A 26287-nucleotide genomic window follows, 5' to 3' on the forward strand; every position below is an offset into this window, starting at 1 on the left:
GCTCTTTAAGCCTGGTAGTAGGGCTATTGGCTTGCCCCACAGGTGTGAGGTACACACCACACCTGTGTTGCCCTATTGAGTGGAATATCCACCCAGTAGGGAAGACGGCCTGAAATTCGGAGCTGTCAAGAATCCTCGCCCCTTCCAGGGCGGGGAGAAGTCAAAAGGGCGAAGCATATTTTGTCCATCCTTACTCATCGTGGGAAAGAACAAGCAATGAAAGGCAAAACGGGATTATAAGGCGTTTTATTCCCAAAGGCAAAGCGATAAAAGATGTACCGTTATCAGAGGTGAAGGAGGTAGAAAGATGGATGAACCAATATCCCAGGAAGGTACTGAACTATAGTACAGCAGAGGAATGTTTTTACAAGGAGCTATTGAAGATATGCGAGGGAAAAGGCAAAGTGCTAGAGGAACAGTATGTCCAGGCAAGCTAATACAGCAGATATTTAAAGAGAAGAATGTAAATGATAGTGTATAGTTAAGGCCTTTTGGCCAGGCATGCCAAAAGGCCTAGGGACAATTATATTATTTGCGTAGGTTGTCAAGGTCGGGTAGTATTTTCTCGCTTACACTCGAAAATCTCCACCGTTCCCTTGACAATGTAAGGTTTTATAGTTCGTATAAGAGTAAAAATTTGGATATCTATATCATACTTTTTCTTAAAAAGTGTTGCATTTAATATTGCAATTTAGAAAATAACACTCGTATCAAAAAACTATTGCATTCTACCAAAAATTTTTGTATACTACTTTTAGTACCTGGTATTAATATTAGCTAATGAACCCAAAATATACTTTGAGGTGATTTATAGATGGCGCGGTTGAACCTCCCTAAAAAGGCCAGGCAAAGGGCGCTGATGGAGCGCCTTAAGGCTGATCCCTTTTTAACTGACGAGGAGCTTAGCGATATCTTTCACGTAAGCGTACAGACCATTCGTCTAGATAGGCTTGAGTTGGGGATTCCCGAGCTTCGTGAGAGGATCAAAAGCGTTGCAGAGCGGAATTACGAAAAGATTCGCGCCATCGGCGGTCAGGAGATCGTGGGAGAGCTGATTGAACTGGAGCTGGGCAAAAGCGGCATTTCAATATTAACCCCGACTGAGGATATGGTATTTCAAAAGACCAAGATAGTGCGAGGGCATTACATCTATGCCCAGGCTGAGTCCCTGGCCATTGCGGTGATTGATGCCAAAGTGGCTTTGATAGGCGTAGCCAACATAAAGTATAAGACGCCGGTTTACCTGGGCGATAAGCTGGTTGCCAAAGCGGAAGTGGTAAGGCGCAGAGGTAACAAGTATTTCGTGTGGGTAAAGACAAAGGTAAACCATCAAGAAGCCTTCAGAGGGAAATTTATACTGGTTTCAATAGATGATGATCAATAGGAGTTTACAGGAGGGTTTATATTATGAACATAATCGTGGATGCCATGGGGGGAGACAACGCTCCGGGCGAGATTGTACAGGGGTGTATCGATGCGGCGCGTGAATACGGTATTTCTCTCACCCTTGTGGGAAAAGAGGATGTCGTATGGGGGGAATTAAAAAAGCGGAATGCGCCGGAAGGTAAATTTACAGTGGTTCATGCCCCGGAAGTCGTCGAGGCCGATGATGCTCCGGTGGCCGCTATAAGGGCGAAGAAGGATTCGTCAATGGTAAAGGGACTTGAGCTGCTCAAACAGGACCCCAAAGCCGTGTTTGTGTCGGCCGGGAACACGGGGGCTTTGATGGCCGGTGGGCTCCTTAAAGTTGGCAGGATAAAAGGGATTGATCGGCCTGCCCTTGCGCCAATGATACCCAATTTGAAGGGAAGCACACTGCTCATAGATGCGGGGGCCAATGCCGAGTGCAAGCCTCAAAACCTCGTACAGTTCGCCGTGATGGGTTCCATATATATGGAAAAGGTGATGGGCTATAAAAATCCCACGGTAGGGCTGGTCAACATAGGGCAGGAGGAAACCAAGGGCAATGAGCTGACCAAAGAGGCTTATAGGCTGCTTAAGGCCGAGAAGTCAATCAATTTTGTTGGCAATGTCGAACCGAGGGATATGCTGGAAGGCGTGGTGGATGTCCTGGTATGCGACGGGTTTGTGGGCAACGTCATATTGAAGCTTACCGAAGGCGTGGCCTTGGGCCTGTTTCAAATGCTGAAGGAAGAGCTCACAAAAAACGCCGTGACAAAGATGGGGGCTCTGCTGCTCAAACCCGGGTTTAAGAGGATCAAAAAAAGGATGGATTATGCCGAGCATGGCGGTGCTCCTCTTCTGGGTGTAAAAGGCGGGATTATAAAGGCTCATGGCAGCTCGGATGCAAGGGCAATTAAGAATGCGGTGCGCCAGGCCATGCTGTTCATTCAAAACAACGTGCTGGAGACCATTACCGATTACGTGAGATCGTCTGAGGAGGTCTAGTATGGCAAAGTTATTTCATGGCGGCATAATCGCCACTGGAAGTTATGTGCCAGAAAAGGTCATAACTAATCATGACCTGGAAAAGATAGTTGACACCTCTGATGAATGGATTGTAACCAGGACCGGTATTCGGGAGAGGCGCATTGCCGATAAGGATACTGCCACATCTGACCTGGCTACCATAGCTGCGCAGAGGGCGCTCGAGAGCGCACGCCTCACAGCGCAGGATATCGACATGATCATAGTTGCAACCGTCACCCCTGACATGCATTTCCCATCAACTGCCTGCCTGGTTCAAAAAAATATAGGCGCAGTGAATGCTTCGGCTTTTGACCTGGAAGCTGCATGTTCGGGCTTTTTATACGGAATAGTTGTGGCCAACCAGTTCATAGCCACCGGGCTTTGCCGCAATGTGATGGTGATCGGCGCCGAATGCTTGAGCAAGTTCGTCAACTGGAAGGACCGCAACACCTGCGTCCTTTTCGGCGATGGTGCAGGAGCGGTTATAGTAAGCCGAGTGGAGGAGGGCTATGGCTTTCTCTCACAGATTCTGGGGGCCGATGGTACCGGTGCCAGCCTTCTCATGCTGGAGGCGGGAGGTTCAAGGCGGCCGGCTTCTTTTGAGACTGTCGAAAAGCAGCTGCATTACATCCACATGGAGGGGAGCGAGGTTTTCAAGTTTGCCGTGCGCATTATGGCCTCCATGGCTGAAGAGGCTGTAAAGAGAGCCGGCCTCACCAAAGAAGAAGTGGATTTCTTGATTCCCCACCAGGCCAATATAAGGATTATAGAGGCGGCGAGAAAGCGGCTCGAGCTTCATGAGGATAAGGTATACGTCAACCTGGACCGTTACGGCAACATGTCGGCGGCTTCCATACCTGTGGCGCTGGATGAGGCGGTACGATCGGGGCTTATTAAAAAGGGCGACAACATAGTCATGGTAGGTTTTGGCGGCGGCCTTACCTGGGCTGCGTGTGCCATGAGATGGGCGGTCTAAAGCCCCGTGGAACTGTTCTGAATTGAGTTGGCCAAGTTGCCGTGTTTTTTTAACAGGTCTATAGCGGTGGAAGCTACGGCAAAGGATGCAAAGCAGTTGATAAAAATGGTTGAGAAAATCTGTAGTTGAGATTTTAATGGGCGTTAATACATAAATAGTTAACATGAAGATTGCGGCATATAAGAAAGAGGAGGTTTCATATGAAAAATAAAATTGCCTTTGTATTCCCAGGTCAGGGAGCCCAGTATGTGGGCATGGGCAGGGAGCTGTATGACAACTACCATGAGGTCAAGGAACTGTTTGAAAAGGCCGATGAGATACTGGGCAGGAATATTACCAGCATATGCTTCGAAGGCCCCGAAGACGAACTCAAGAAGACAGAGAATACCCAGCCGGCAATACTCCTGGTGAGCGTGGCTGCCATGATGGTACTTGAAAAACACGGCATTTATCCTGATATGGTTGCCGGGCTGAGCCTGGGCGAATACGCAGCTTTGGTGGCGGCAAATTCGATATCCTTTGAAGACGCGCTCCCATTGGTCATGAAGAGAGGACAGTTCATGCAGCAGGCGGTTCCCTTGGGTCAAGGAATGATGGCTGCCGTGCTGGGCCTTGAGCGTGAAAAGGTGGAGGAGTGTTGCAGGCTTGCTTCGGATGCGGGGGTTGTGGAGCCGGCAAACTATAATTGCCCTGGCCAGATCGTGATATCAGGACACGTAGCTGCCGTGGAGAAGGCCTGTGCCATAGCCAAGGAGATGGGCGCAAAGCGAACGGTACCGTTAGCGGTCAGCGCGCCATTCCATTGCTCACTGCTCAAGCCGGCAGGGGAAGCCCTAGAAAAAGAGCTTGACAAGATACACATCAAAGACCCAGAGATTCCGGTGGTGTCCAATGTAGAGGCCCTTCCTGTGCGGGATGCGGCGCATATACGGAAGCTACTGGTGCAGCAGGTCAGCAGCCCTGTACGGTGGGAGGACAGCATCCGGTACATGATAAAGCAAGGGATTGAGGTGTTCGTTGAGGTAGGGCCAGGTAAAGTTCTCACCGGCTTTTTGAAAAAGATATCCAGCGAGGTAAAGGTAAAGGGATACAATGTGGAGGACTTAAAGTCGCTTGAGAGCACCTTAAAAGAACTGGGAGGGACGATGTGATGGAGCTAGAAGGCAGAACGGCCCTTGTAACCGGAGCTTCACGGGGCATAGGCAGGGCGATTGCCGTATACCTGGCTGAGCTGGGGGCACAGGTGGCTGTCAACTATTCAAGCTCCGAGCAGCGCGCAATTGAAGTGGTTGAGGCTATAAAAGAGAAAGGTGGCAGGGCTATTGCGGTGAAGGCCGATGTGTCAAATCTACAGGAAGTAGAGGCTATGTTTGAGAAGGTGCTGAATGAGTTCGGGGATTTGCATATACTGGTCAACAATGCCGGGATCACCCGCGATGCGCTGCTCATCAGGATGAAACAGGAGGACTGGGATGCCGTGCTGGATACCAACCTGAAAGGGGTGTACAATTGCTCCAAAGCCGCGGCCAAGATTATGATAAAAAAGCGAAGGGGCAAGATAATAAACATATCCTCTGTGGTGGGCGTGGCGGGTAATGCAGGGCAGTCCAATTATGCTGCGGCCAAAGCAGGAGTTATAGGCTTTTCAAAGGCAATAGCGCGGGAGCTGGCGCCGCGCAACATACAGGTAAACGTCGTGGCACCAGGGTTTATAGAAACCGATATGACCGCCGCGCTGCCGGAGTCTATAAGGCAGGAGATGCTCAAGCAAATACCTTTGGGAAGATACGGCGATCCCATGGATGTGGCCTATGTGGTAGGGTTTTTGGCATCCGATAAGAGTCAGTATATTACGGGGCAGGTAATACATGTTGACGGTGGAATGATAATGTAATATGATTGGTATTAAAAGCAATCATAGCATGAATGGTTCGAGTGATGTCATTGCCTGCAGTAAACAATTGGTAAAAGCACAGATTGAACTGCCAGTGGTTATAGCTGTGGATGCTGTAAAAGTGGTACAAAGTTCAAGCATTGAAGGGAGGTGAAAAGGATGATTTTTGAAAAGGTAAGGGACATAATTGTAGAGCAGCTGGGAGTTGATGCTGAGGAGGTCACTTTGGACTCCAAGTTTATCGATGACCTCGGGGCCGATTCTCTGGACATCGTAGAGCTCATCATGGCTCTGGAAGAAGAGTTTGATATGGAGATTCCTGACGAGGATGCCGAAAAGATCTCCACGGTGGGGGATGTGGTGGAGTACATCAAGGCTCATTCAAAAGAGTAACAATTAAGAGGGTTCCCCTCTTTGTGGGGAACCCCAATTTAATATCTGAAGCCTCATCTGGACTCATTATTTTTATAATAAACATCCTTGGAATTATGTGATGGGTTATCGAAAGCATTCAAGTTTGGAGCCAACTTAATTTCTTGTAAAGGGATATGAGCCAAAGCTTTTAATTAATAGACCAATTTGACTTTTGCGAGATTTCAGGAGGTGTGTGTGTGAACAGGGTTGTAGTAACCGGTTTGGGAGTTATTTCCCCGGTTGGCAATACGGTTGAGGATTTCTGGACGGCTCTTTGCAATGGACAGAGCGGCGTTGACAGAATCACGGAATTTGATGTGAGCGAGTTTCCGACGCAGATAGCTGCCACTGTAAAGGGCTTTAAGCCGGAAGATTATATGGATAAAAAAGAAGCTAAGCGTATGGATAGATTTACCCAGTTTGCGGTGGCGGCCGCTTTTATGGCCATCCAGGATGCTCAGCTCAATTTAGATAAAATCAATAAGGAGCGGTTTGGGATTATACTGGGTACCGGCATTGGGGGCATTCAGACCCTGGAAGAACAGTTCGGGGTGCTGATGCAAAAAGGGCCGGGTAGAATAAGCCCGTTCCTGGTGCCTATGATGATAGCCAATATGGCGGCTGGCCAGCTGGCAATCATGGTGGGAGCCAAGGGCATTAACTGCACGGTGGTAACCGCATGTGCTTCGGGGACACATGCCATTGGCGAAGCCTTTAATGCCATACGCCATGGTCAGGCCGATGTTGTGATCACAGGAGGAAGCGAAGCTCCTATTACCAAAATTGCTTTGGCTGGTTTCTGTTCGATGAAGGCGCTGTCCACCAGAAATGACGATCCAAAGGCTGCCTGTCGTCCCTTTGACAGGGATAGAGACGGGTTTGTGATGGGCGAGGGCGCAGGTATACTGATTTTGGAGAGCCTGGAGCACGCATTGAAAAGGGGAGCCAAGGTTTTGGCTGAGGTGGTGGGATACGGCTCTACCGATGATGCATACCATATAACGGCACCGGCGCCGGAAGGCGAAGGAGCTGCCAGGGCTATGAAGCTGGCGCTGGATAGTGCCGGTGTATCACCGGAAGAAGTGAGCTATATAAACGCCCATGGTACTTCAACGCCTTACAACGACAAGTTTGAGACCATGGCCATAAAGCGGGTGTTTGGCCGGCATGCTTACAGGCTGGCGGTAAGCTCCACCAAATCCATGACCGGCCATCTTCTGGGAGCAGCGGGCGGTGTGGAAGCCGTGGCACTGGTAAAATCTATCGTAGAGCAGTTTGTTCCGCCAACCATCAACTATACCAATCCTGATCCCGATTGCGATTTGGACTATGTCCCAAACCATGGACGGCCCTGGGAGATCGAGTACGCCATGTCCAATTCATTTGGCTTTGGCGGGCACAACGCCTGCATCTTGATGAAGAGATATCGAGGATAGCTCAAGCTAAAATAGATTTCCATTCACCCATAGAATAGAGCCTTCTGGCTCTATTTTTTTGCTTGACAAACTCTGCACTGACAATATAATCTAGCATAGGAACCGGCTGGTTTTTATTTGACATTGAGAGGAGAAGGGTATGTTATCCGAGAACAGGGAACGCCAGTTGCGGGAGTTTGAGAGTGTCCTGGGATATAGATTTGAAAATATAGAGCTGCTCAATACTGCATTGACCCACAGCTCGTATGCCAATGAGCGAGGAGGGGGAATGCAGCATAACGAAAGGCTCGAGTTCCTAGGCGATTCGGTATTGAGCTTGGTGATAAGCGAGTATCTGTACAAGAATTTTCCTGATCTTCCAGAAGGCAGCCTGACAAAGATAAAGGCATTTGTGGTGTCGGAGGTGTGCTTGGCTGAAGCCGCCAGGCGCATTGGTTTGGGGCAGCAACTGCTGCTTGGAAGGGGAGAAGAGCACACAGGAGGACGAGACAGGGCTTCCATACTGGCAGACGCTTTTGAGTCCACCATAGCCGCGATTTTTTTGGACGGAGGATTGGAGCGCGCCAGGGAATTTGTGCTGAAAAGCCTATCAGGGTTTGTTTCAGATGTCTTAAGCGGTAAGGGGCTCAGGGACTACAAGACCGACCTGCAGGAGATTCTGCAGAGTCAATCCGATGAGGCCATCGAGTACAGGATTGTGGGAGATTTAGGTCCTGACCACCAGAAGATATTCATTGCGAGGGTGTATCATGGCGATAAGCTGCTGGGAGAAGGTATAGGCAGGAGCAAGAAGGAAGCCGAGCAGCACGCTGCCCAAAAAGCCTTGGAAGACATGGGAAAGTAAAGAGGTGTGAGGTTTTGTACCTGAAACGTTTAGAAATATATGGGTTTAAATCCTTTGCCGACAGGGTGTGCATAGAATTTGATAAAGGCATAACTGCCATCGTGGGTCCAAATGGCAGCGGGAAGAGCAACATAGCCGATGCCATACGCTGGGTTCTAGGCGAGCAAAGCGCCAAATCCTTGCGCGGTGGCAAGATGGAGGACGTCATATTTTCGGGGTCCCAGACCAGAAAGCCCCTGGGGTTTGCGGAGGTGACTCTTGTACTGGACAATTCGGATGGCGCGTTGCCCACCGAGTACTCTGAGGTGTCGATAACCCGCCGGGTTTTCCGTTCGGGCGAAAGCGAGTATTATATAAATCGCACGCCATGCCGTTTAAAAGATATAGTTGAACTGTTTGTGGATACCGGCATAGGCAAAGAGGGATATTCCATAATAGGCCAGGGCAGGGTTGAGGAGATCCTCAGCATGCACGCCGAAAACCGGCGCGGCATTTTCGAAGAAGCTGCCGGCATAATGAAGTACAAGCTGCGCAAGGAAGAGGCACAAAGGAAGCTTGAGAAGACGGAGGAAAACATAGTTCGCATAGAAGACATACTTGCCGAGCTGCGCCAGCAGTTGGAGCCTCTGGAAGCCCAGAGCCGGGTGGCGCAACAGTATTTGAAACTGCGGGAACGGCTCAAGTTTCTGGAGATCAACAGGTTCATCCACCAATATGACAGGTATATGGCCAGGATAAACGAAGTTGATACCCAGATTCAGCTGCTGGATAACGACATGGCCTCTCACAGGCAGCGGCTGGAGCAGGCGGAGAAGGAAAGGCTGATGCTGCAGCAAGAAATGGAAAGGGCGCAAAAAGAGATAGAGCAGCTGGTGGACCAGCGGTATGCCCTTATTCAGGAGGTTGAAAAGGTCAAAAGCCATATTCGGTTGCTGGAGGAGAGGATAGGCCAGCATGAGAAGGACAACGAGAGGCTTCAGGCCGAGATAGAGCAACAAAGCCTCTATATAACCCGCAGCGCTTGCGAGAAGGATGCCTGCATTAAGCAGCTTGCAGATCTGGAAAGGTCGGTTGAGGAGAAAAAGCGCTATCTTGAGAGGTTGACTTCAGAGTTGACGCATCTTCAGGAAGAGCTGCTCTCAAAACAGCAGCAGCTGGATGCTCGACGCGGCGATGTTGCGCAAGTGCTGGACAGGCTGGCAGAGTGCAAGAACAGCGTCACCAGGTACCGCACCCTGAAGGAAAATCTGGAGGAGAGGTATAACAGCGCGGAGCAACTGATACGTTTCAAACTGCAGCAGAAAGACGCGCTGATGGAAAACCAAAGGCGGATTAGGGAAAGGCTTGACGCCATCATATCAAAGAGCCATGATGTGCTGCAGCGCAGGGAAGAAGCGAAAGGGCTCATAAATGAGATGAAGGCCGATATTGCTGAACAACGTAACCTTCTTCAGATACGAAAGCAAAATCTGGAAGGTATGAAATCCAGATTTCACCTGCTGAAGGACATGGACCAGGCCCATGAAGGATTCAGCAGGAGCGTACGAAAGATCTTTGAGGCATGCAGGCAGGATAAGGCTCTGGCTGAACGGCTGTGCGGGGTAGTGGCCGACCTTATAGAAGTACCCGAGGAGTATGAGCTGGCCATTGAAACGGCGCTGGGAAGCAGCCTTCAGCACATAGTGACCGAGACCGAAGAGGATGCCCGGTACATAATAGAGTTTTTGCGAAGAAATGGCTATGGCCGCGCCACATTCCTGCCGCTGACCTCTATTCAGCCCAGAAGTTTGAACGAGCATGAAAGGGCAGCCCTTGAGCTTGATGGATGCATAGGCATAGCCTCACAGCTGGTGAAGTTTGACCCCAAATACTCGAGGGTGGTTGAGAATCTCCTGGGCAGGGTGGTGGTCACCGAAACGCTGGCTCAGGCCATCTCCATGGCCAGAAAGTATTCCTATTCCTTCAGGATAGTGACGCTCGAGGGGGATATAATACATCCCGGCGGATCCATAACCGGGGGAAGCAGCGGTACCAGGAGTACCGGCTTATTGAGCCGAAAGAGGGAGATCGCCGAGCTCAAGGAGGCGATTGAGCGGGAAGAAGCCAGCATAGTTGATGGGCAAAGCAGGCTGGGTATGCTCGAGCAGCAGTATGCTGAGCTGGAGAAGCAGCTGGGCCAGCTGGATAAAGAGGTTCATCGGCTGGAGCTGGCAAAAACCGCGGAAAAAGAGAGGCTACAGCATGCAACCGCCGAGGCCTTGAAGCTGGAGCAGGAGATATCGCATCTGCAAGAGGAGCGCAAGGGGCTGGAGGAGGAGTTAAAGCGTGTTCAGGCCTTCATTGAGGACAGGCTGAAAGAGATTGAGCGGCTGGAAAGTCAGAGCGCTGATGTTCGCACCGTCATCGAGGCTATGGAATCCAGCCTGAAGGGGCTTATGAAGGATAAGGAGGACCTTGAAAAGCGCATTGCCGATACGCGGCTTGATTTAACCGCGCTTGAACTTAATGCGGAAAACTTAAGGCAGCGTATAAAGCAGCTTGAAGCCGATGTATCCCACAGGAAAGAGAGCATTGCAAAAAAGCGGGAGTTGATGGAGAACAACCGGCAGCAGATGGTGCGATGCCAGGAAGAAATGCAGGGGCATTCGGCAGCGCTTGTGCGCCTCAAAGAGGACATAGAACGGTTAAGCGATGTGTTGAAGCAGAGAGAAAGCGAAAAGGAAGAGCGCTCCAAGCGAATGGAAGGCCTGCAGGGCGATATAAAACAGCTTTCTGGCGTTGTTGAGGAAATAGTGGATAAAAAGCACCGGTTTGAGGTGCAGCGGTCCAGGCTGGAGGCAGAGCTGGAAAACCTTCAAAACAACATATGGGATGAATACGGCATCACTTATAGCGGTGCCCTTGCCTATCTGGATAAAGACCTTAAACTGAATAATATAAACCAGGAGATTCAAAATATTAAGGAAAATATACAGTCCCTTGGCCAGGTAAATGTAAGCGCTATCGATGAATACAAGCGCATAAAAGAGAGGTATGAGTTTCTGGAATCGCAGAAGTGCGATTTGGTCGAGGCAAAGCGCAACCTGAACAATATCATACAGGACGTAACCAGGGTGATGGAACAGAAGTTCCGTGAAGAGTTTGAGCTGATCAATCAGCAATTCCAGCAGGTGTTTTCACAGCTGTTTGGAGGAGGGGTGGCCGAGCTGGTACTGGAGGACCAAGCGGATGTCCTCGGGTGCGGTATAGACATCATAGCTCAGCCTCCCGGCAAAAAGCTGCAGAGCCTGTCGCTGCTGTCGGGTGGAGAAAAGGCATTGACGGCCATTGCCATACTTTTTGCCATATTGAAGCGAAAGCCCACACCGTTTTGCGTGCTGGATGAGATTGAAACCGCTTTGGATGAAGCCAATCTGGTCAACCTGGGGCGGTTTATAAAGGAGTTTTCCCGCGATACCCAGTTCATCATAATTACTCACAGGAGGCTTACCATGGAAGTGGCCGATGCCCTGTATGGCATAGCCATGGAGGAAAAAGGGGTGTCCAAGCTGGTTTCTGTGCGGCTTGATAAAGCCAGTTGATGCTTTACTGCACAAGATATCAAAAGGGGAGTTGGCGTTATGGAGAGGAAAGGTTTTTTTAGCAGGTTAAAAGATGGGCTGAGCAAGACTCGAAAGAACATAACCGAGAAGATGGACCAGCTGTTTAAATACCACAACGAGGTGGACGATGAACTGTTTGATGAACTGGAAGAGCTGCTCATACTGGCGGACGTGGGCGTGAGCACCACCACAAAGCTGATGGAGAAGATTCGAGAGCGCGTCAAAGCCGAAAGGATAAGGGAGGCCCAGAGAGTACGGGATATCTTAAAGGAGGAAATTATAGCAATACTGGGCGATCAGGAGGAGTTCGATCCGAGCTATCCCGCGGTTTTCCTGGTAGTGGGCGTCAATGGGGTGGGTAAGACCACTACCATTGGCAAGCTGGCTCATATGTATCAAAAACAGGGCAAGAGGGTGCTCATGGCAGCGGGAGATACCTTCCGTGCTGCTGCCATCGAGCAGCTTGAAATCTGGGCAAACCGTGTGGGCTGCCAGCTCGTGCGCCATACCGAAGGTTCCGATGCTGCTGCCGTGGTATTTGACGCCGTACAGGCTGCAAAATCCAGGGGCATTGATGTGCTGATATGCGATACTGCAGGAAGGCTGCACACCAAGAAGAACCTCATGAACGAGCTTGAGAAGATAAACAGGATCATTGACCGGGAGTACCCCGAGGCCCACAAGGAGGTATTTCTGGTGTTGGATGCCACCACCGGCCAAAACGCCGTCTCCCAGGCCAAGATGTTCAAAGAGAAGGTGGACGTGACGGGGATCATACTCACCAAGCTGGATGGGACGGCAAAGGGCGGCATCATAATAGCCATCAAGTCTGAACTGGGTATCCCCATAAGGTTCATAGGCGTGGGTGAAGGGCTGGACGACCTGCAGCGCTTTGATGCTCAAGCCTTTGTGGAGGCTCTATTTGACGAGGCATAGACAGGGTCTCCTGTGCTTTTAATGCTTTCTTAGAAACATGTAATTCACCTTTATCAGCGTATGGTGAGCTGGCGGTACATCCGGCATTTTCATCCAAGCAGGTGTTGTATATATACCGTTATACCACCATACTACTTAGAATTTAACATGATCATGCTAAAAAGTACTTGTTTTACGAAGTAAATTAGGGTATAATATTTCGCTGTAAAGCAAAAATACTTTACAGCGGGTGGATATATGGAAAAACTAGCCGAAGTAGCCCTGCTTCTGGATATTTACGGAGGGCTGTTGACTCCCAGGCAGAGGGATGTGCTTGACCTCTATTACAATTATGACCTCTCTCTGGCCGAGATTGCTGAAATGCATAATATAAGCAGGCAGGGCGTCTATGACCTGATTAAAAGAGGAGAGCAGGCGCTGTACGCGCTCGATAAAAAATTAAACTATTACAGGCGATGGACGGCGTTTGAGGACGGGATAAATGGCGTTATACAGGAGCTGGAGTGCATATGCAAGCTGCCGGATGAGAGCTTTGCAGAGTCGCCTGGCGAGATAAAGCAAAGGCTGATGAACATCAGGCAAAGGCTGATGGATCTGGGTGATACATGGATTGGGAGGTTAGAACATGGCGTTTGAGGGGCTGACGGGAAAGCTGCAGGCGGCGTTAAAGAAGCTGACAGGCAAGGGGAAGTTGAGCGAAAAAGACGTTAAGGAGGCCATGCGCGAGGTAAGGTTGGCGCTTCTTGAGGCCGATGTAAACTTTGTTGTGGTAAAGGACCTTGTGAAGAAGATTACCGAAAGGGCTGTTGGCCAGGAGATAATGCAAAGCTTAACTCCGGGGCAGCAGGTCATAAAGATAGTAAACGAAGAGCTGACTGCATTGATGGGTGGCACCCAAAGCAAGGTCAATATGGCGCCCAATCCTCCCACCGTGATAATGATGGTGGGACTGCAGGGATCGGGCAAGACCACAACGGCCGGCAAGCTGGCGGGTTATTTCAAAAAACAGGGGAAAAATCCCCTGCTGGTGGCCTGCGATATATATCGGCCTGCGGCCATCAAGCAGCTGCAAGTAGTGGGCCAAAAGGTTGGTGTGCCGGTATTTGAGCGTGGCCAGAAGGACCCGGTACAGATTGCCAGTGAGGCACTGGAGTTTGCCAAAAAGGAACAGAGGGACATCGTAATAATAGACACTGCAGGAAGGCTTCACATAAATGAAGAGCTCATGGAGGAGCTCTCAAGGCTCAAGTCTCAGGTTAAGCCCCATGAAATACTCCTTGTGGCCGATGCCATGACGGGACAGGATGCTGTAAATGTGGCCAAAAGCTTTGATGAGAGGCTGGGTCTGGATGGGGTCATACTGACCAAGCTGGATGGAGATACCCGTGGCGGTGCCGCTCTGTCCATAAAGGCCGTTACAGGCAAGCCCATCAAATTCATCGGAACCGGTGAAAAGCTGGAGGACCTGGAGCCTTTCCATCCTGATCGTATGGCGTCGCGCATTCTCGGAATGGGGGATATACTCACCCTGATAGAGAAGGCCCAGGCATCCATCGATGAGAAAAAGGCTCAAGAGCTTGAGCGAAAGCTCAGGGAGCAGCAGTTCACCCTTGAGGACTTTCTGGATCAGCTTCAACAGCTTAAAAAGATGGGGTCTCTGAGCGATATCATAGGGATGCTGCCAGGGGTTGACGTGCAAAAGCTGTCAGCTGCCGGTGCGCTGAACGAAAAGGAGCTGGTCAAGGCCGAAGCCATAATCCAGTCCATGACCCCTGAAGAGAGGCGTAATCCGTCTATCATTAACGCCAGCCGCAAGAGGCGTATTGCCATGGGCAGCGGTACCACCATCCAGGATGTGAACAGGTTGCTCAAATCCTTCGAACAGTTCAGGAAGATGATGAAGCAGGTGTCCAGCATAGAGAAGGCCGTGAAGCGAGGAAGGTTCAGGTTCCCGTTTCTATGATATGGTAAGCTGCGTGTGTGCTTTTGCGTGTGAACTGTTATGGGAGATCTTGAGCATTTGAAGGAGTTTTCCGTTATAATCGAGAGCATTCAGCTGCCTGCAAGACAGGGTGGCTGGTGACAAAATAGAACTCTAGGTTGCAGGAAATGGAGGTGAGATCGTGGCAGTAAAGATAAGGCTCAAGAGAATGGGTGCCAAGAAAACGCCCCATTATCGCGTGGTGGTGGCCGATTCCAGATCGCCGCGGGATGGCAAGTTCATAGAAGAGATTGGATATTACAACCCGCTCTCTGACCCGGAAGAGGTCAAGATCGATGTGGAAAAAGCGCAGGCCTGGTTGAAGAAAGGTGCCCAGCCCACCGATACAGTAAGAGCACTTCTAAAGAAATGTGGTGTACTATAAGCTACGCCATAGGCTATAACAAGAGCCCATTGGACATAACACATAACAATATATGAAAATATTATGGAGGTGCTTGCAAGATGGGAGAACTGGTAAAGTTTATCGCTCAATCTCTGGTGGATAATCCTGATCAGGTGAGCGTAAACGAGGTGCGCGGTGAGCAATCGATAATCATCGAGCTGAAGGTTGCTCCTGAGGATATGGGCAAGGTGATTGGCAAGCAGGGGCGTATTGCCAAAGCCATTCGCACGATTGTGAAGGCCGCTGCTGTGAAAGAGGGAAAGAAAGTCATAGTTGAGATCATATAATTGCCCGCTTTGGGCAGGAGGTTTTTTTAAATAATGTCTTTGCGCAGGTACCTTTCCGTCGGGTATGTGACAAAGCCCCAGGGCATCAAAGGCGAGGTAAAGGTGGAGCCGCTCACTGACGACGTGTACAGGTTCGATGACCTGGACGAGGTGTTTTTGAAGAGAGGAGACAGGTATATACCTGTCAAAGTCCTGGGCAGGAAATATATAAAAAACTTTGTGATACTGAAGCTTGAAGGGTTTGACGATAGGAACCAGGCCGAAACCCTTCGTGGTGAGTATCTGTGGGTCTCCAGGGAGCAGGCACGGCCTCTGCCAGAGGATACTTACTACATTGCCGACATCGTTGGGTGCTGCGTTGAGACCAGTGATGGGCGCTTTTTGGGGCGCATCACCGGAGTTTTGCATACCGGCAGCAATGATGTCTATGTGGTAAGGGACAGGGAAGAGGTGTTAATTCCCGCTCTAAAGAAAGTTGTGACCCATGTGGATATTGAAAATAGGAAGATAGTGGTAAATGCCGACGAGCTAGAGGGGCTGTTGCCCGATGAAGATTGATGTCCTCACCCTTTTCCCTGACATGTTTATCCCCATGTTATCCAGCAGCATTATAGGAAGGGCTGTTGAAAATGGCCTGCTTAAGGTAAATCTGTACAACATAAGGGATTTTGCAAAAAATAAGCACAAGCAGGTGGATGACTATCCCTATGGTGGAGGACACGGGATGATACTTGCGCCCCAACCTTTATTTGATGCCCTGTATCACGTTTTGGAAAGCTGTCAGGATAGCAAGCCAAAGGTAATACTGATGTCACCGCAGGGAAAGGTACTCAATCAAGAGCTGGCCAAGCAGCTGGCACAGGAACAGCATATGGTGATCATATGCGGCCATTATGAAGGGGTGGACCAAAGGGTCATCGACAAGTTTGTAGACCTGGAGGTCTCGATAGGGGATTATGTCCTTACAGGCGGAGAACTTCCTGCCATGGTGCTTATCGACTGCGTGGCACGGCTGATACCCGGCGTGGTTGGCAACCCGGAATCTACTAAGGACGAGTCCTTTGCCCGGGGGCTGCTGGAGTATCCCCAGTATACAAGGCCTTACAACTACGAGGGCTATACCGTGCCGGATGTCCTGCTGTCGGGCAACCACCAGGAGATAAGCCGTTGGAGACTGAAGGAGAGCCTGAGGAACACCCTGAAAAAGCGGCCTGATCTGCTGGAAAGGGCTGAGTTATCGCCGTATGAGATTGAGCTGCTTAAAGAGGTAAAGCAGGAGATGGAAGGCTCCTGAAGATATGAAAAGTAGGTATTGCAAAGTAGAGCATGTGTGCTATATAATGAATTTCATGGCTTTGCGAGGTCAGCGTATTGGCTGTGCACATAAAGTTATGCCTAGCGGAAAGGAGGTAGGAAAGGGCCATGGATATCATAAAGGCTATAGAGAGCGAACAGATGAGAAAGGATATTCCAGAGTTCAATGTAGGGGATACGGTCAGGGTGTACGTAAAGGTAGTCGAGGGAAATCGCCAGAGGCTTCAGGCTTTTGAAGGAGTTGTTATACAGAAGAAGAATGGCGGAATCCGGGAGACCTTCACCGTGCGAAGGGTTTCGTATGGCGTGGGCGTTGAGCGAACGTTCCCGCTGCATTCTCCCATGATCGACCACATAGAGGTCATCAGGAAGGGTAAGGTGCGCAGGGCCAAGCTGTTCTATTTGAGGAACAGGGTGGGCAAGGCCACCAAAATCAGAGAAAAGGGCTTCTGATTCAACGACAATATGGGACTGCCAGCAGTCCCATATTGCTTTGTATGGACTTTGGAAAGCTTGAGGGGATCAGTAACTTGAGGCACAGCGATAAACCCTCGTCTATTTCACAAAGATGTTTTCAATGGTATTGAACAATGGCTTCACGGAGGAAATTTTATTCTGTGATGGATTGCGAAGATAGGCCTGGAAAGCCACTTCTTTTAAGAGACGGATGAAAGGTGCTTTAAGAGCTTGGCCTGAACCATGATCAGGCCATAGGGCTGGACCGGCCCGAACTGAAGTCTCTGGAGATGGATAGATCGGCAGTAGGGAGCAATCCCTATATCTAAGTCTCTCTCGATAAAGGAGGAGGCCTACTTTTTTAGAAGTGGGAGGAGGCCACATTGAATAATGTGGGGATTAAAATTAAATAATGCGAAAATTAATAAAAAAGACAGGTGAAACGAATGGGGGAAGCTAAAAAAAGCGAATGGATGGAGTGGCTGGAGTCCATCGTTACTGCCTTGCTACTCGCATTCCTATTGCGCTTGTTTGTGTTTGACGTGGTGCTGGTGGAAGGGTCGTCGATGCACCCCACACTGGAATCAGGCGATCGGCTTATTGTAACCAAGCTGAGCTATAAATTCAAACAGCCTCAGCGGGGAGATATTGTGGTGTTTAAAAATCCTGACAATCCCAGGGTAAACTATATAAAGAGGGTAATAGGAGTGGAAGGGGATACTGTAGAGATAAAGGATGGCAATGTGTATGTAAATGGCAAGGCGCTGATAGAGCCGTATATTGCGGAACCGACTATGGGCGATTATCCCAGGACTGTTGTGCCAGAGGGTACCATCTTCGTAATGGGGGACAACCGGAACTTCAGCCGCGACAGCAGAAATTCTCATGTGGGTTTTATCCCTATGCAAAACATTATTGGCAAGGCAAAGATAAGGATATGGCCTGTGTGGGCCGTCACAACATTTAAATAAAGGGGAGACGAAATGGGTCCGCATATTCACTGGTATCCCGGCCATATGAACAAGGCCAAGAGGGTCATCCAGGAGAGCATAAAGCTGGTAGATTTGGTCATTGAGGTGCGCGATGCTCGCGTTCCAAGAAGCAGCACCAATCCGGAATTCGTGACGCTTTGTAAGAATAAGCAGCGCCTGATACTTCTCAACAAGGAGGATTTGGCCGACCCTGCTATGACCCAGCGCTGGGTCGATTTTTTTAAGAGCCAGGGCATGTGGGTAGAGGCCATCAACTGCCTCGATATGAACGATATAAACCAGCTCAGAAAAAGCATAATACAGTTTGCTGAGGAAAGGCGAAGGATTGTGTATCAGCAGAAAGGGATCTACAAGCCCACCAGGGCGATGGTGGTGGGGATACCCAACGTAGGCAAATCCACTGTTATCAACGGCCTGGCCAAAAGCGCCAAGGCCAGGGTAGGCGACAGACCCGGCGTGACTCGAGGGAAACAGTGGATAAGGGTCCATCCTTACGTGGAGTTTCTCGACACGCCCGGGCTTTTGTGGCCCAGAGCGGAGGATCAGACAGCTATGCTGCACCTGGCATATATAGGGTCCATCAGCGACGACGTCATAGATATGGTAGAGGTGGCTGTGAGCTTTATTGATACGCTCAGAGGCCTGTATCCTCAAGCAATCAAGAAGAGATACGGCATTGAGGATATAGAAGGCATGGACGGTTATAGTATGCTAGAAGCTATATGCCTGAACCAGAAATGGATTCGTGCCGGAGGCAACCCCGATGTGGATAGGGGGGCCAGGCAGCTGCTTCAGGATTACCGCTCTGGCAGGCTGGGAGCGCTTACGCTTGAAACCCCGTAATTTTTACAGCCACAGCCGGCGGTCCAGCTTTCTGTACTGTATGGCCTCTGCCAGGTGGTGATCCTCTATATGCTGGCGCCCTTCCAGGTCGGCTATGGTTCGGGCCACTTTTAGTATTCTGTCATATGCCCGTGCGCTTAAGTTAAGCGATGTAAAAGCTTTACGCAGCATCTTTTTCTGGCTGCTGCTTAAGGTGCAGTATTTCTCCACCAACCTCGAATTCAGCTGGGCATTGTAAAATATTCCTTCGCTTCTATAGCGCTCAAGTTGGATTTGCCGCGCCCTGTTTACCCTGTCTCTTATCGTTTTAGAGGTTTCAGGAGGCCGATGGCTGGTGAGCTCATCAAATGAAATGGGCGGGACCTCTATTTGAATGTCAAAACGATCCATCAATGGCCCCGATATCCTGCTTAAGTATCGATTTATTTGCAAGGGGGTGCACGTGCATTCCTTTGAGCTGTCGCCCAAAAATCCACAGGGACAGGGATTGGCCGCGCCGATGAGGGTAAATGAGGCCGGAAACACTGCGGTGCCGTTGGAGCGGGATATGGTCACCCTGCCGTCTTCCAGCGGTTGTCGCAATGCCTCCAGTACCTCCCTTTTAAATTCCGGCAGCTCGTCCAAAAACAATACGCCATGGTGGGCTAAACTGATTTCGCCCGGCTTGGGGATCTTGCCACCGCCTATCAGTGCAGCGGCCGAGATGGTATGGTGCGGTGCACGGAATGGCCGCACCCTTATGAGCCCGTCGGAGGCTTCAAGCATGCCCGCAGCGCTGTATATCTTTGTGATCTCTAAGGACTCCTCGTATGTGAGTTCGGGCAGTATCGATGGCATCCTCCTAGCCAGCATAGTTTTACCCGAGCCAGGTGACCCCACCATGAGCACGTTGTGGCCACCTGCTGCCGCAATTTCAAGGGCGCGCTTGGCGCCCTCTTGCCCTTTTACATCGGCAAAGTCTTCCATTGGCTGTTGCTCAAGGTTTGTGTCAAAGTTGAAAGGGCCTTTATAGGGAATGGCGCTCTTTTCTTCTCTGAATATGGAAACCAGCTCGGCAAGCGAGCTTATGGCATACACCTCTATATCTCTTACATGGCTGGCCTCAGGGGCATTTTGTGGCGACAGAATGACGCTGTGGATGTGATTTTTTACCGATAGAAGAGCGGGCAGCACGCCGTGAATAGGTTTGATGCTTCCGTCCAGCGAAAGCTCGCCCAAAAAAACGCTGCCCGCAAGGCGGTGATAGGGGATTTGGCCGGTGGCTAGGAGTATCGATACCGCGATGGCCAGGTCGTGGGCCGGCCCCTCTTTTTTGGTATCTGCCGGCGCGAGGTTTACGGTGATGCGCTTCATGGGAAATTCAAGCCCGCTGTTCTTTATTGCTGCCCTTACGCGCTCCTTGGACTCCTTTACTGCAGTATCGGGCAGGCCCACAATGTCGAATGCCGGCAGGCCGTTGGATATATCCACCTCGACTTCTACGATATACCCGTCTATCCCAAACAGGCCCGCACTTTTTACCTTTGCTAGCAAGGCAGCTCCTCCTTTGCTCAAAATGCGTTGATGATGTGGTTGAACTGACATGAACCATCTGAGTTTACCATCACTTCTACCACGTCGAAGCGACAATTGACGTCTTTAATGCCTTTTTCTTTCATGTAACATTGGGCTATTTTGAAGTATTTTTTCTGCTTTTTGGATGTCACTGATTCGGCCGGCAGTCCAAAGCTCAAGCTGCGACGGGTTTTTATTTCAACAAATACTAAAGTGTTACCATGATATGCTATGAGGTCCATCTCGCCTATAGAGCAGCGGTAGTTGTGCTCAATGATGTTTAGCCCTTTCTTATGCAGGTACTCAGCTGCCCTTTCTTCGCCCCACCTACCAAGCTCTTTGCGGTTCACCTGTGGGTCCTCCCTCTTAAATAGTGGCAACGGCTTTTCAAAGCTTTGTACTAATGATTTTATGGTCGGCGGTTTTAGGATGGTGTTGGGGTTGTTCGCATTTATAACGCTGGTTCCACTAGCTCGTAGTTTTGCTTGGACACCTTTTACAGACACAAGGTTATTTTAAGCCAACAGGTTCTGGCATTTCATCGTATGAATTTTGTGCAAAAGGTCTTGCGGTGTATGGGAGACAGCCCAAACTTCTTTATGCTCTCTATGTGCTGTTTTGTGCCGTAGCCTTTGTGGTTTTCAAAACCATATTGGGGATAGATATGTGCCCATTTTATCATCTCGCGGTCTCTGGTGACCTTGGCGATTATGGAGGCGGCGGCAATTGCCTGCGAACGCACATCGCCCTTTATGAGGGGAAACTGTGGGATTGTACAGTTTTTGAGCTCAAGGGCATCTATCAGGAGGCAATCGGGGTTAGGATGACAGCTGGCTATTGCCTGCTCCATGGCCTTGCGCGCAGCGTTGAGTATGTTGATCCTGTCTATCTCTTCTGGCTCCACGCGACCTATACCCACCGCGATAGCCTTTGACATTATTATGTCATATAGCTTTTCACGTTTGGCGGGTGAAAGCCGCTTTGAATCCCTGATGGCGAAGGAAGAATCCACTATGCCTTCGATGAGCATTCCTTTTGGTAGAATCACGCAGGCGGCCACTACAGGGCCGGCCAGCGGCCCCCGGCCCACCTCGTCGACGCCTCCTATTAAGCTGTACCCCATATTCCAAAACTTGATATCTTCAAACGATATGCCTGTCTTTGCGCTTATTTCTACTGCCATCTCTTTCTACTCCTTATCGAAAATTGTATCACAATGTACCAGCATTTGACAAGCAATTTCACCTGCATATGTGGTTTTGGCAACTCTTGCTTGACGCAGTGCTGTGTCAAATGTATCATAAGAGATGAAAAAGTCGATTGGTATGGGGGAGAATTACGGTGGGGGAGATTTCAGACAAGGTGTACTGGGTATGGTTGTCCAGCATACCTGGTATAGGCGCAAAGCGGTTTTACTATCTGGTAAAGAGGTTTGGCAGCCCCAAAGCGGTTTGGGAGTGCACCACCGATGATATTTTGGATGCATGCAGGTTGATTGGCGATAAAGTGGTGCAAAATGTCATAACTCACAAAAGTGCAGTACACCTTAAAAGGGCCCAAAAAATTGCTGAGGACCCTGCTATTAAAGTAATAACTTTGATAGATGATGAATATCCTAAACTTTTGAAGACCATATATGATCCTCCACCGGTGCTTTATTGCAAGGGACAACCTCTGAAGGAGACGCCCTTCATGGTTTCAATCGTGGGTTCAAGGAGGACTTCGGAATACGGCAGGCAAATGGCTGAAAAGTTGGCTTATGAGCTGGCGTGTGCCGGAGTTACAATAGTGAGCGGCCTTGCACGCGGAATAGACACCATGGCGCACAGAGGTGCCATACGTGCCGGTGGCTATACCATCGGAGTTCTGGGATGTGGAGTGGATGTGATATATCCTAGAGAAAATAAGAAATTGTTTATGCAGATGGAGCAGTATGGTACCTTGATAAGCGAGTACCCTCCGGGCACGCAGCCTGCTGCCAGCAATTTCCCAGCAAGGAATAGGATCATAAGCGGACTCTCACAAGCTGTGCTGGTAGTGGAAGCTGGCAGTACCAGTGGGGCGCTTATCACCGTTGATTTCGCTTTAGAGCAGGGCAGGGACGTGTATGCCCTGCCGGGCAACGTCACCAGCCCTTACAGCAGCGGTACAAACCAGCTGATAAAGGAAGGGGCAAGGCCCGTGACGTGTGCCGACGATATCCTGGAAGACCTGGGTATAACCGTCAACAAAAAGGCCAAACAGCCCTCTATGACGTCCTATCAGCTGGATATTTTTGAGATGGAGGTGTATAATGCCCTTGAAGATGGTGAAAAGCAGTTAGAAGAATTGGCTGCCATCACAGGGTTTGATATAGGTAGGCTCAATGCTATTTTGACCCTTCTTGAGATGAAGGGCATAATAAAGCAATTACCTGGCGGAAAATTTGTCAGGCAGTGTATGATTTGAATGGAGGGATAAAGTGGCACAGGATTTGGTTATTGTAGAGTCTCCTGCTAAGGCTCGAACCATAAAAAAATTTTTGGGCAGTAAATATAAAGTTGAGGCTTCCATGGGTCATGTGAGAGACCTGCCCAAGAGCGAGCTGGGAGTGGATATCGAAAACGATTTTGAACCCAGATATATAACCATAAGAGGGAAGGGGGAGATAATAAGCAGGCTCAAGAAGGAAGCGCAGAATGCAGAGAAAATCTATCTGGCTACAGACCCTGACAGGGAAGGAGAAGCTATATCGTGGCATCTGGCACACCTGCTGGATATAGACCCCAACAGTACTTGCAGGATAGAATTCCATGAGATTACACAGCAGGCCATAAAAAATGCCATAAAGCATCCAAGAGCCATCAATATGTGTCTGGTGGATGCTCAGCAGGCGAGGAGAGTTTTGGATAGGGTAGTTGGGTACATGATAAGCCCTCTGCTGTGGCGGAAGATCAAAGGGGGGTTGAGCGCCGGCAGGGTGCAGTCGGTGGCCACCAGAATGGTATGCGAGAGGGAACGGGAGATTCAAGAGTTTGTTCCAGAGGAATACTGGACGATAACTGGAAAGTTTATAAAACGGGACGGCAAAGCTTTTGAAGCCGATTTTTACGGCACGGCAGATAATAAAATTACCCCTAAAAATGAAGAAGAAATAAAAAGCCTTATTGAAAAACTTAAGGCGGCGGAATATGTCGTTCGGAGAGTTAAAAAGGGCCTTAAAAAGCGCGGCGCTCCACCGCCGTTTACTACCAGCACTCTTCAGCAGGAGGCTTACCGGAAGCTGGGCTTTACCACACAAAAAACCATGATGGTTGCCCAGCAGCTTTATGAAGGCGTTGAGATTAAGGGCGAAGGTGCAGTAGGATTGGTGACGTATATCCGCACCGATTCGACGCGGATAGCTGAGCAAGCCCAAAAGGAAGCTCTGGAGTATATAAGGGAAAAGTACGGACAGCAGTATGTTCCCGAGGAGCCCAACCAGTATAAGACCAAAAAAGGCGCCCAGGATGCCCACGAGGCCATACGGCCTACCTCCATATTGAGGGAACCGGAATCCATAAAGGATTCCTTGACCCACGACCAGTACAGGCTTTATCGCTTGATATATGAGCGGTTTTTGGCCAGCCAGATGGCTCCGGCGCTGTATGAAACCATGACAGTAGAGATCGCCGGAGACAATGGATACATGTTCAGGGCAGCCGGATCGCGCAAGACCTTTGCCGGTTATACCGTTATCTATATGGAAGGCAGCGATAACGAACCGGCCGAAAAGGAAAAGGAGGATGTAGAGCTTCCAGAGGTGAGCGAAGGCGAAAGGCTTACGCTGGAGAAGCTGTTGCCTGAGCAGCACTTTACCCAACCGCCGCCGCGATATACCGAGGCATCGCTGGTCCGTGCCCTGGAGGAGATGGGGATCGGCAGGCCTAGCACCTATGCTCCCACCATTGCAACCATCATTGCGAGGGGCTATGTGGTGAGGGAGAAGAAGAGCCTGGTGCCAACCGAACTGGGATTCATAGTAAACGACCTTATGATGACGTATTTCCCGGACATAGTGGATTATAAATTCACGGCCGAGATGGAAAAGCAGCTGGACGAGGTTGAAGAGGGCAAGAAGGACTGGCGGGAGATAGTCAGAGAATTTTACATTCCTTTCCAAGAATTGCTCAAAAAAGCGGATGAAGCCATATCTAAGATAGAGATCAAAGATGAGGTATCGGATGTCAAATGCGAGAAATGCGGGGCAAATATGGTCATCAAGACGGGACGGTATGGCAAATTTTTGGCCTGTCCAAACTTTCCAGAGTGCCGCAATACAAAGCCTTATGTAGAGGAGATTTCGGCTCGGTGCCCTAAGTGCAACAGCGCTATCGTTGTAAAGTATACCAAAAAGGGCAAAAAATTTTATGGCTGCGAAAACTATCCCGAATGCGATTTTATATCATGGGACATGCCGGCTGATGAGAGGTGCCCGAAATGTGGGGCTTTTATGGTGGTCAGGCAGAGGAAAAACGGGGAAGAGTCTCTGGTGTGCACAAACAAGGAGTGTAGATATCGTCAGGAAAGAAGTGAGGCAAGCCATGGATAAGGTGGTTGTAATAGGTGGCGGGTTGGCCGGGTGTGAAGCGGCATGGCAGCTTGCACGGGCGGGTATCCACGTTGAGCTGTATGAGATGCGGCCTCACAACATGACGCCGGCACATCATACCGAATATCTTGGAGAGCTGGTGTGCAGCAATTCGCTGGGCTCTTTCAGGTTGGAGAACGCCTCCGGCCTTTTGAAAGAGGAGATGCGGCTTCTTGGCTCCCTGATAATAGAAGCGGCCGATGCCACCAAGGTACCGGCCGGTGGAGCGCTGGCGGTTGACAGGCAGCTGTTTGCACAATACATCACCGATAAGATTCAAAGTCACCCCTGCATCTCCTTAATCCGTGAGGAGGTAAAGTCGATACCCCAGGATTGTTATGTGGTTATAGCAACAGGGCCGCTGTCCTCGCCAGCTATTTCAGAAGCCATAAAACGACTGGTCAACCACGAATATCTTTATTTTTTTGATGCCGCAGCTCCCATTGTGGTGAGAGATTCGCTGGATTTTAACAAGATATTTAAGGCATCAAGGTATGGGCGAGGTGAAGACTACCTCAACTGCCCCATGACGAAGGAGGAATACGAGAGGTTCTGGCATGAACTGGTAAACGCAAAGACGGTGGCATTGAAGGAATTTGAGGATGAAAAGGTGTTTGAGGGATGTATGCCCATTGAAGTTATGGCCAAAAGAGGCATAGACACTCTGCGATTTGGTCCCCTAAAGCCTGTAGGGCTTCGTGATCCAAGGACGGGGCAGGAACCATATGCCGTTGTACAGCTCAGGCAGGACAACCGCAGGGCTACCCTATATAACATGGTAGGTTTTCAGACCAACCTGCTGTTTGGCGAACAAAAGCGGGTTTTTTCGATGATTCCAGGTCTGGAGAATGCCGAGTTTGTGCGCTACGGGGTGATGCACCGCAACACTTACATCAATTCGCCCAAGCTACTCAACTCGTATTACGGCTTAAGGAACAATCCCTATATATATTTTGCGGGGCAAATCACCGGCGTAGAGGGGTACGTGGAGTCGGCTTCCAGCGGGCTGGTGGTAGGGCTTAACCTGGCGCTGATGCTCCATGGCAAGCAGCCCATCGATTTTCCGGATACCACCGCCATCGGAGCGCTGGCCCATTATATATCCGATCCGCGTATAGAGAACTTCCAGCCTATGAACAGCAATTTTGGCATCATCGCGCCACTCGACAAAAAAGTGCGTTCAAGGCGCGATAGAAATTTGATGATTTCTGAACGGGCGTTACAGACAATTAAGCAGATCATAGAAAGCAGCGGGCTGGATTCTGTCAGAATACATTGAAATTTTTGAAAAATTGTGATAATATTTGTATGTT

Annotated in this window: 26 protein-coding genes and 1 pseudogene; 24 read left to right on the forward strand and 3 right to left on the reverse strand. The window is 49.8% G+C overall.

All coding sequences use genetic code 11. The features are described from left to right. Positions 1–170: 170 nt before the first annotated feature. From BM241_RS12745 to ylqF, 21 genes and pseudogenes are all read left to right on the forward strand, one after another. A pseudogene (locus tag BM241_RS12745) lies at positions 171–437 on the forward strand (transposase); the annotation flags it as partial. A 377-nt stretch (positions 438–814) separates the two neighbouring features. After that, on the forward strand, positions 815–1384 hold the full coding sequence (fapR, locus tag BM241_RS03770; protein WP_025746435.1) for a transcription factor FapR: 570 nt from the start codon (positions 815–817) through the stop codon (positions 1382–1384). 23 nt (positions 1385–1407) lie between these two features. Continuing rightward, the gene (plsX, locus tag BM241_RS03775; RefSeq protein ID WP_025746436.1) at positions 1408–2409 is read left to right on the forward strand and encodes a phosphate acyltransferase PlsX; all 1002 of its coding nucleotides are present in this window, start codon (positions 1408–1410) and stop codon (positions 2407–2409) included. A 1-nt stretch (position 2410) separates the two neighbouring features. Beyond that, the gene (locus BM241_RS03780) at positions 2411–3406 is read left to right on the forward strand and encodes a beta-ketoacyl-ACP synthase III (protein WP_092282059.1); all 996 of its coding nucleotides are present in this window, start codon (positions 2411–2413) and stop codon (positions 3404–3406) included. Between the two features lie 200 nt (positions 3407–3606). Continuing rightward, positions 3607–4557: an ACP S-malonyltransferase gene (gene fabD, locus BM241_RS03785; RefSeq protein ID WP_025746438.1), complete on the forward strand. Its 951-nt coding sequence runs from the start codon at positions 3607–3609 to the stop codon at positions 4555–4557. Next, positions 4557–5300 carry a 3-oxoacyl-[acyl-carrier-protein] reductase gene (fabG, locus tag BM241_RS03790; RefSeq protein WP_025746439.1) on the forward strand — a complete coding sequence of 248 codons (744 nt, stop codon included), beginning with the start codon at positions 4557–4559 and terminating at the stop codon, positions 5298–5300. The genes fabD and fabG overlap by 1 nt, the downstream gene beginning before the upstream one ends. Before the next feature lies 1 nt (position 5301). After that, positions 5302–5454, forward strand: coding sequence for a hypothetical protein (locus BM241_RS12365; RefSeq protein WP_177206082.1), 153 nt, complete (start codon positions 5302–5304; stop codon positions 5452–5454). 5 nt (positions 5455–5459) lie between these two features. Beyond that, complete coding sequence (acpP, locus tag BM241_RS03795) at positions 5460–5693, forward strand: acyl carrier protein (RefSeq protein WP_025746440.1); 234 nt, start codon at positions 5460–5462, stop codon at positions 5691–5693. A gap of 218 nt (positions 5694–5911) precedes the next feature. Then, positions 5912–7150 (forward strand): beta-ketoacyl-ACP synthase II, encoded by a 1239-nt coding sequence (gene fabF / locus BM241_RS03800; RefSeq protein ID WP_092282060.1) that lies wholly within the window; start codon positions 5912–5914, stop codon positions 7148–7150. A gap of 139 nt (positions 7151–7289) precedes the next feature. Beyond that, the gene (gene rnc, locus BM241_RS03805) at positions 7290–7994 is read left to right on the forward strand and encodes a ribonuclease III (RefSeq protein ID WP_025746442.1); all 705 of its coding nucleotides are present in this window, start codon (positions 7290–7292) and stop codon (positions 7992–7994) included. A gap of 14 nt (positions 7995–8008) precedes the next feature. After that, positions 8009–11575, forward strand: a complete 3567-nt coding sequence (gene smc, locus BM241_RS03810) for a chromosome segregation protein SMC (RefSeq protein ID WP_092282061.1) — start codon at positions 8009–8011, stop codon at positions 11573–11575. Positions 11576–11614: 39 nt separating this feature from the next. After that, a complete protein-coding gene (ftsY, locus tag BM241_RS03815; protein WP_025746444.1) occupies positions 11615–12532 on the forward strand; it encodes a signal recognition particle-docking protein FtsY in 918 nt (305 codons plus the stop codon). Positions 12533–12769: 237 nt separating this feature from the next. Continuing rightward, positions 12770–13168 carry a putative DNA-binding protein gene (locus tag BM241_RS03820; protein ID WP_092282062.1) on the forward strand — a complete coding sequence of 133 codons (399 nt, stop codon included), beginning with the start codon at positions 12770–12772 and terminating at the stop codon, positions 13166–13168. Beyond that, positions 13158–14495 carry a signal recognition particle protein gene (gene ffh / locus BM241_RS03825; RefSeq protein WP_025746446.1) on the forward strand — a complete coding sequence of 446 codons (1338 nt, stop codon included), beginning with the start codon at positions 13158–13160 and terminating at the stop codon, positions 14493–14495. Before BM241_RS03820 ends, ffh begins: the two co-directional genes overlap by 11 nt. 160 nt (positions 14496–14655) lie before the next feature. Continuing rightward, positions 14656–14898, forward strand: coding sequence for a 30S ribosomal protein S16 (rpsP, locus tag BM241_RS03830; protein ID WP_025746447.1), 243 nt, complete (start codon positions 14656–14658; stop codon positions 14896–14898). 80 nt (positions 14899–14978) lie between these two features. Next, entirely contained in the window at positions 14979–15206 is a 228-nt protein-coding gene (locus BM241_RS03835) for a KH domain-containing protein (protein ID WP_025746448.1), read from the forward strand. Between the two features lie 33 nt (positions 15207–15239). Next, positions 15240–15764 carry a ribosome maturation factor RimM gene (gene rimM / locus BM241_RS03840; RefSeq protein WP_242948242.1) on the forward strand — a complete coding sequence of 175 codons (525 nt, stop codon included), beginning with the start codon at positions 15240–15242 and terminating at the stop codon, positions 15762–15764. Beyond that, the gene (trmD, locus tag BM241_RS03845; protein WP_092282063.1) at positions 15754–16500 is read left to right on the forward strand and encodes a tRNA (guanosine(37)-N1)-methyltransferase TrmD; all 747 of its coding nucleotides are present in this window, start codon (positions 15754–15756) and stop codon (positions 16498–16500) included. The genes rimM and trmD overlap by 11 nt, the downstream gene beginning before the upstream one ends. A gap of 128 nt (positions 16501–16628) precedes the next feature. Then, entirely contained in the window at positions 16629–16973 is a 345-nt protein-coding gene (rplS, locus tag BM241_RS03850) for a 50S ribosomal protein L19 (RefSeq protein ID WP_025746451.1), read from the forward strand. 449 nt (positions 16974–17422) lie between these two features. Continuing rightward, positions 17423–17947, forward strand: coding sequence for a signal peptidase I (gene lepB / locus BM241_RS03855; protein ID WP_092282064.1), 525 nt, complete (start codon positions 17423–17425; stop codon positions 17945–17947). Positions 17948–17959: 12 nt separating this feature from the next. Further along, positions 17960–18811, forward strand: coding sequence for a ribosome biogenesis GTPase YlqF (ylqF, locus tag BM241_RS03860; RefSeq protein WP_025746453.1), 852 nt, complete (start codon positions 17960–17962; stop codon positions 18809–18811). A 3-nt stretch (positions 18812–18814) separates the two neighbouring features. Here ylqF and BM241_RS03865 read toward each other — a convergent pair whose 3' ends face one another. The 3 genes from BM241_RS03865 to BM241_RS03875 form a co-directional block, all read right to left on the reverse strand. Continuing rightward, on the reverse strand, positions 18815–20344 hold the full coding sequence (locus BM241_RS03865; RefSeq protein WP_092282065.1) for a YifB family Mg chelatase-like AAA ATPase: 1530 nt from the start codon (positions 20342–20344) through the stop codon (positions 18815–18817). Between the two features lie 17 nt (positions 20345–20361). Continuing rightward, complete coding sequence (locus BM241_RS03870) at positions 20362–20715, reverse strand: YraN family protein (protein ID WP_025746455.1); 354 nt, start codon at positions 20713–20715, stop codon at positions 20362–20364. A gap of 188 nt (positions 20716–20903) precedes the next feature. Next, positions 20904–21548: a ribonuclease HII gene (locus tag BM241_RS03875; RefSeq protein WP_051456281.1), complete on the reverse strand. Its 645-nt coding sequence runs from the start codon at positions 21546–21548 to the stop codon at positions 20904–20906. Positions 21549–21706: 158 nt separating this feature from the next. Here BM241_RS03875 and dprA point away from each other — a divergent pair, with 158 nt between their 5' ends. From dprA to trmFO, 3 genes are read left to right on the forward strand one after another with little or no spacing between them, the layout of a single operon-like run. Then, positions 21707–22813 (forward strand): DNA-processing protein DprA, encoded by a 1107-nt coding sequence (dprA, locus tag BM241_RS03880; RefSeq protein ID WP_177206083.1) that lies wholly within the window; start codon positions 21707–21709, stop codon positions 22811–22813. A gap of 13 nt (positions 22814–22826) precedes the next feature. Beyond that, positions 22827–24935 carry a type I DNA topoisomerase gene (gene topA, locus BM241_RS03885; RefSeq protein WP_025746457.1) on the forward strand — a complete coding sequence of 703 codons (2109 nt, stop codon included), beginning with the start codon at positions 22827–22829 and terminating at the stop codon, positions 24933–24935. Beyond that, on the forward strand, positions 24928–26253 hold the full coding sequence (gene trmFO / locus BM241_RS03890) for a methylenetetrahydrofolate--tRNA-(uracil(54)-C(5))-methyltransferase (FADH(2)-oxidizing) TrmFO (RefSeq protein WP_025746458.1): 1326 nt from the start codon (positions 24928–24930) through the stop codon (positions 26251–26253). Before topA ends, trmFO begins: the two co-directional genes overlap by 8 nt. The last annotated feature ends 34 nt before the right edge of the window (positions 26254–26287 follow it).

Origin of the sequence: Caldicoprobacter faecalis (assembly GCF_900115765.1) — a bacterium.
In the GTDB taxonomy this organism is placed as follows: Bacteria; Bacillota; Clostridia; order Caldicoprobacterales; family Caldicoprobacteraceae; genus Caldicoprobacter; species Caldicoprobacter oshimai.

What these genes read in the sequence shown, in the direction of transcription:
- fapR (WP_025746435.1), top strand. Translation starts at nt 815, where the DNA reads ATGGCGCGGTTGAACCTCCCTAAAAAGGCCAGGCAAAGGGCGCTGATG.
- plsX (WP_025746436.1), top strand. Translation starts at nt 1,408, where the DNA reads ATGAACATAATCGTGGATGCCATGGGGGGAGACAACGCTCCGGGCGAG.
- BM241_RS03780 (WP_092282059.1), top strand. Translation starts at nt 2,411, where the DNA reads ATGGCAAAGTTATTTCATGGCGGCATAATCGCCACTGGAAGTTATGTG.
- fabD (WP_025746438.1), top strand. Translation starts at nt 3,607, where the DNA reads ATGAAAAATAAAATTGCCTTTGTATTCCCAGGTCAGGGAGCCCAGTAT.
- fabG (WP_025746439.1), top strand. Translation starts at nt 4,557, where the DNA reads ATGGAGCTAGAAGGCAGAACGGCCCTTGTAACCGGAGCTTCACGGGGC.
- BM241_RS12365 (WP_177206082.1), top strand. Translation starts at nt 5,302, where the DNA reads ATGATTGGTATTAAAAGCAATCATAGCATGAATGGTTCGAGTGATGTC.
- acpP (WP_025746440.1), top strand. Translation starts at nt 5,460, where the DNA reads ATGATTTTTGAAAAGGTAAGGGACATAATTGTAGAGCAGCTGGGAGTT.
- rnc (WP_025746442.1), top strand. Translation starts at nt 7,290, where the DNA reads ATGTTATCCGAGAACAGGGAACGCCAGTTGCGGGAGTTTGAGAGTGTC.
- ftsY (WP_025746444.1), top strand. Translation starts at nt 11,615, where the DNA reads ATGGAGAGGAAAGGTTTTTTTAGCAGGTTAAAAGATGGGCTGAGCAAG.
- BM241_RS03820 (WP_092282062.1), top strand. Translation starts at nt 12,770, where the DNA reads ATGGAAAAACTAGCCGAAGTAGCCCTGCTTCTGGATATTTACGGAGGG.
- ffh (WP_025746446.1), top strand. Translation starts at nt 13,158, where the DNA reads ATGGCGTTTGAGGGGCTGACGGGAAAGCTGCAGGCGGCGTTAAAGAAG.
- BM241_RS03835 (WP_025746448.1), top strand. Translation starts at nt 14,979, where the DNA reads ATGGGAGAACTGGTAAAGTTTATCGCTCAATCTCTGGTGGATAATCCT.
- rimM (WP_242948242.1), top strand. Translation starts at nt 15,240, where the DNA reads ATGTCTTTGCGCAGGTACCTTTCCGTCGGGTATGTGACAAAGCCCCAG.
- trmD (WP_092282063.1), top strand. Translation starts at nt 15,754, where the DNA reads ATGAAGATTGATGTCCTCACCCTTTTCCCTGACATGTTTATCCCCATG.
- rplS (WP_025746451.1), top strand. Translation starts at nt 16,629, where the DNA reads ATGGATATCATAAAGGCTATAGAGAGCGAACAGATGAGAAAGGATATT.
- lepB (WP_092282064.1), top strand. Translation starts at nt 17,423, where the DNA reads ATGGGGGAAGCTAAAAAAAGCGAATGGATGGAGTGGCTGGAGTCCATC.
- ylqF (WP_025746453.1), top strand. Translation starts at nt 17,960, where the DNA reads ATGGGTCCGCATATTCACTGGTATCCCGGCCATATGAACAAGGCCAAG.
- BM241_RS03875 (WP_051456281.1), bottom strand. Translation starts at nt 21,548, where the DNA reads ATGGCAGTAGAAATAAGCGCAAAGACAGGCATATCGTTTGAAGATATC.
- trmFO (WP_025746458.1), top strand. Translation starts at nt 24,928, where the DNA reads ATGGATAAGGTGGTTGTAATAGGTGGCGGGTTGGCCGGGTGTGAAGCG.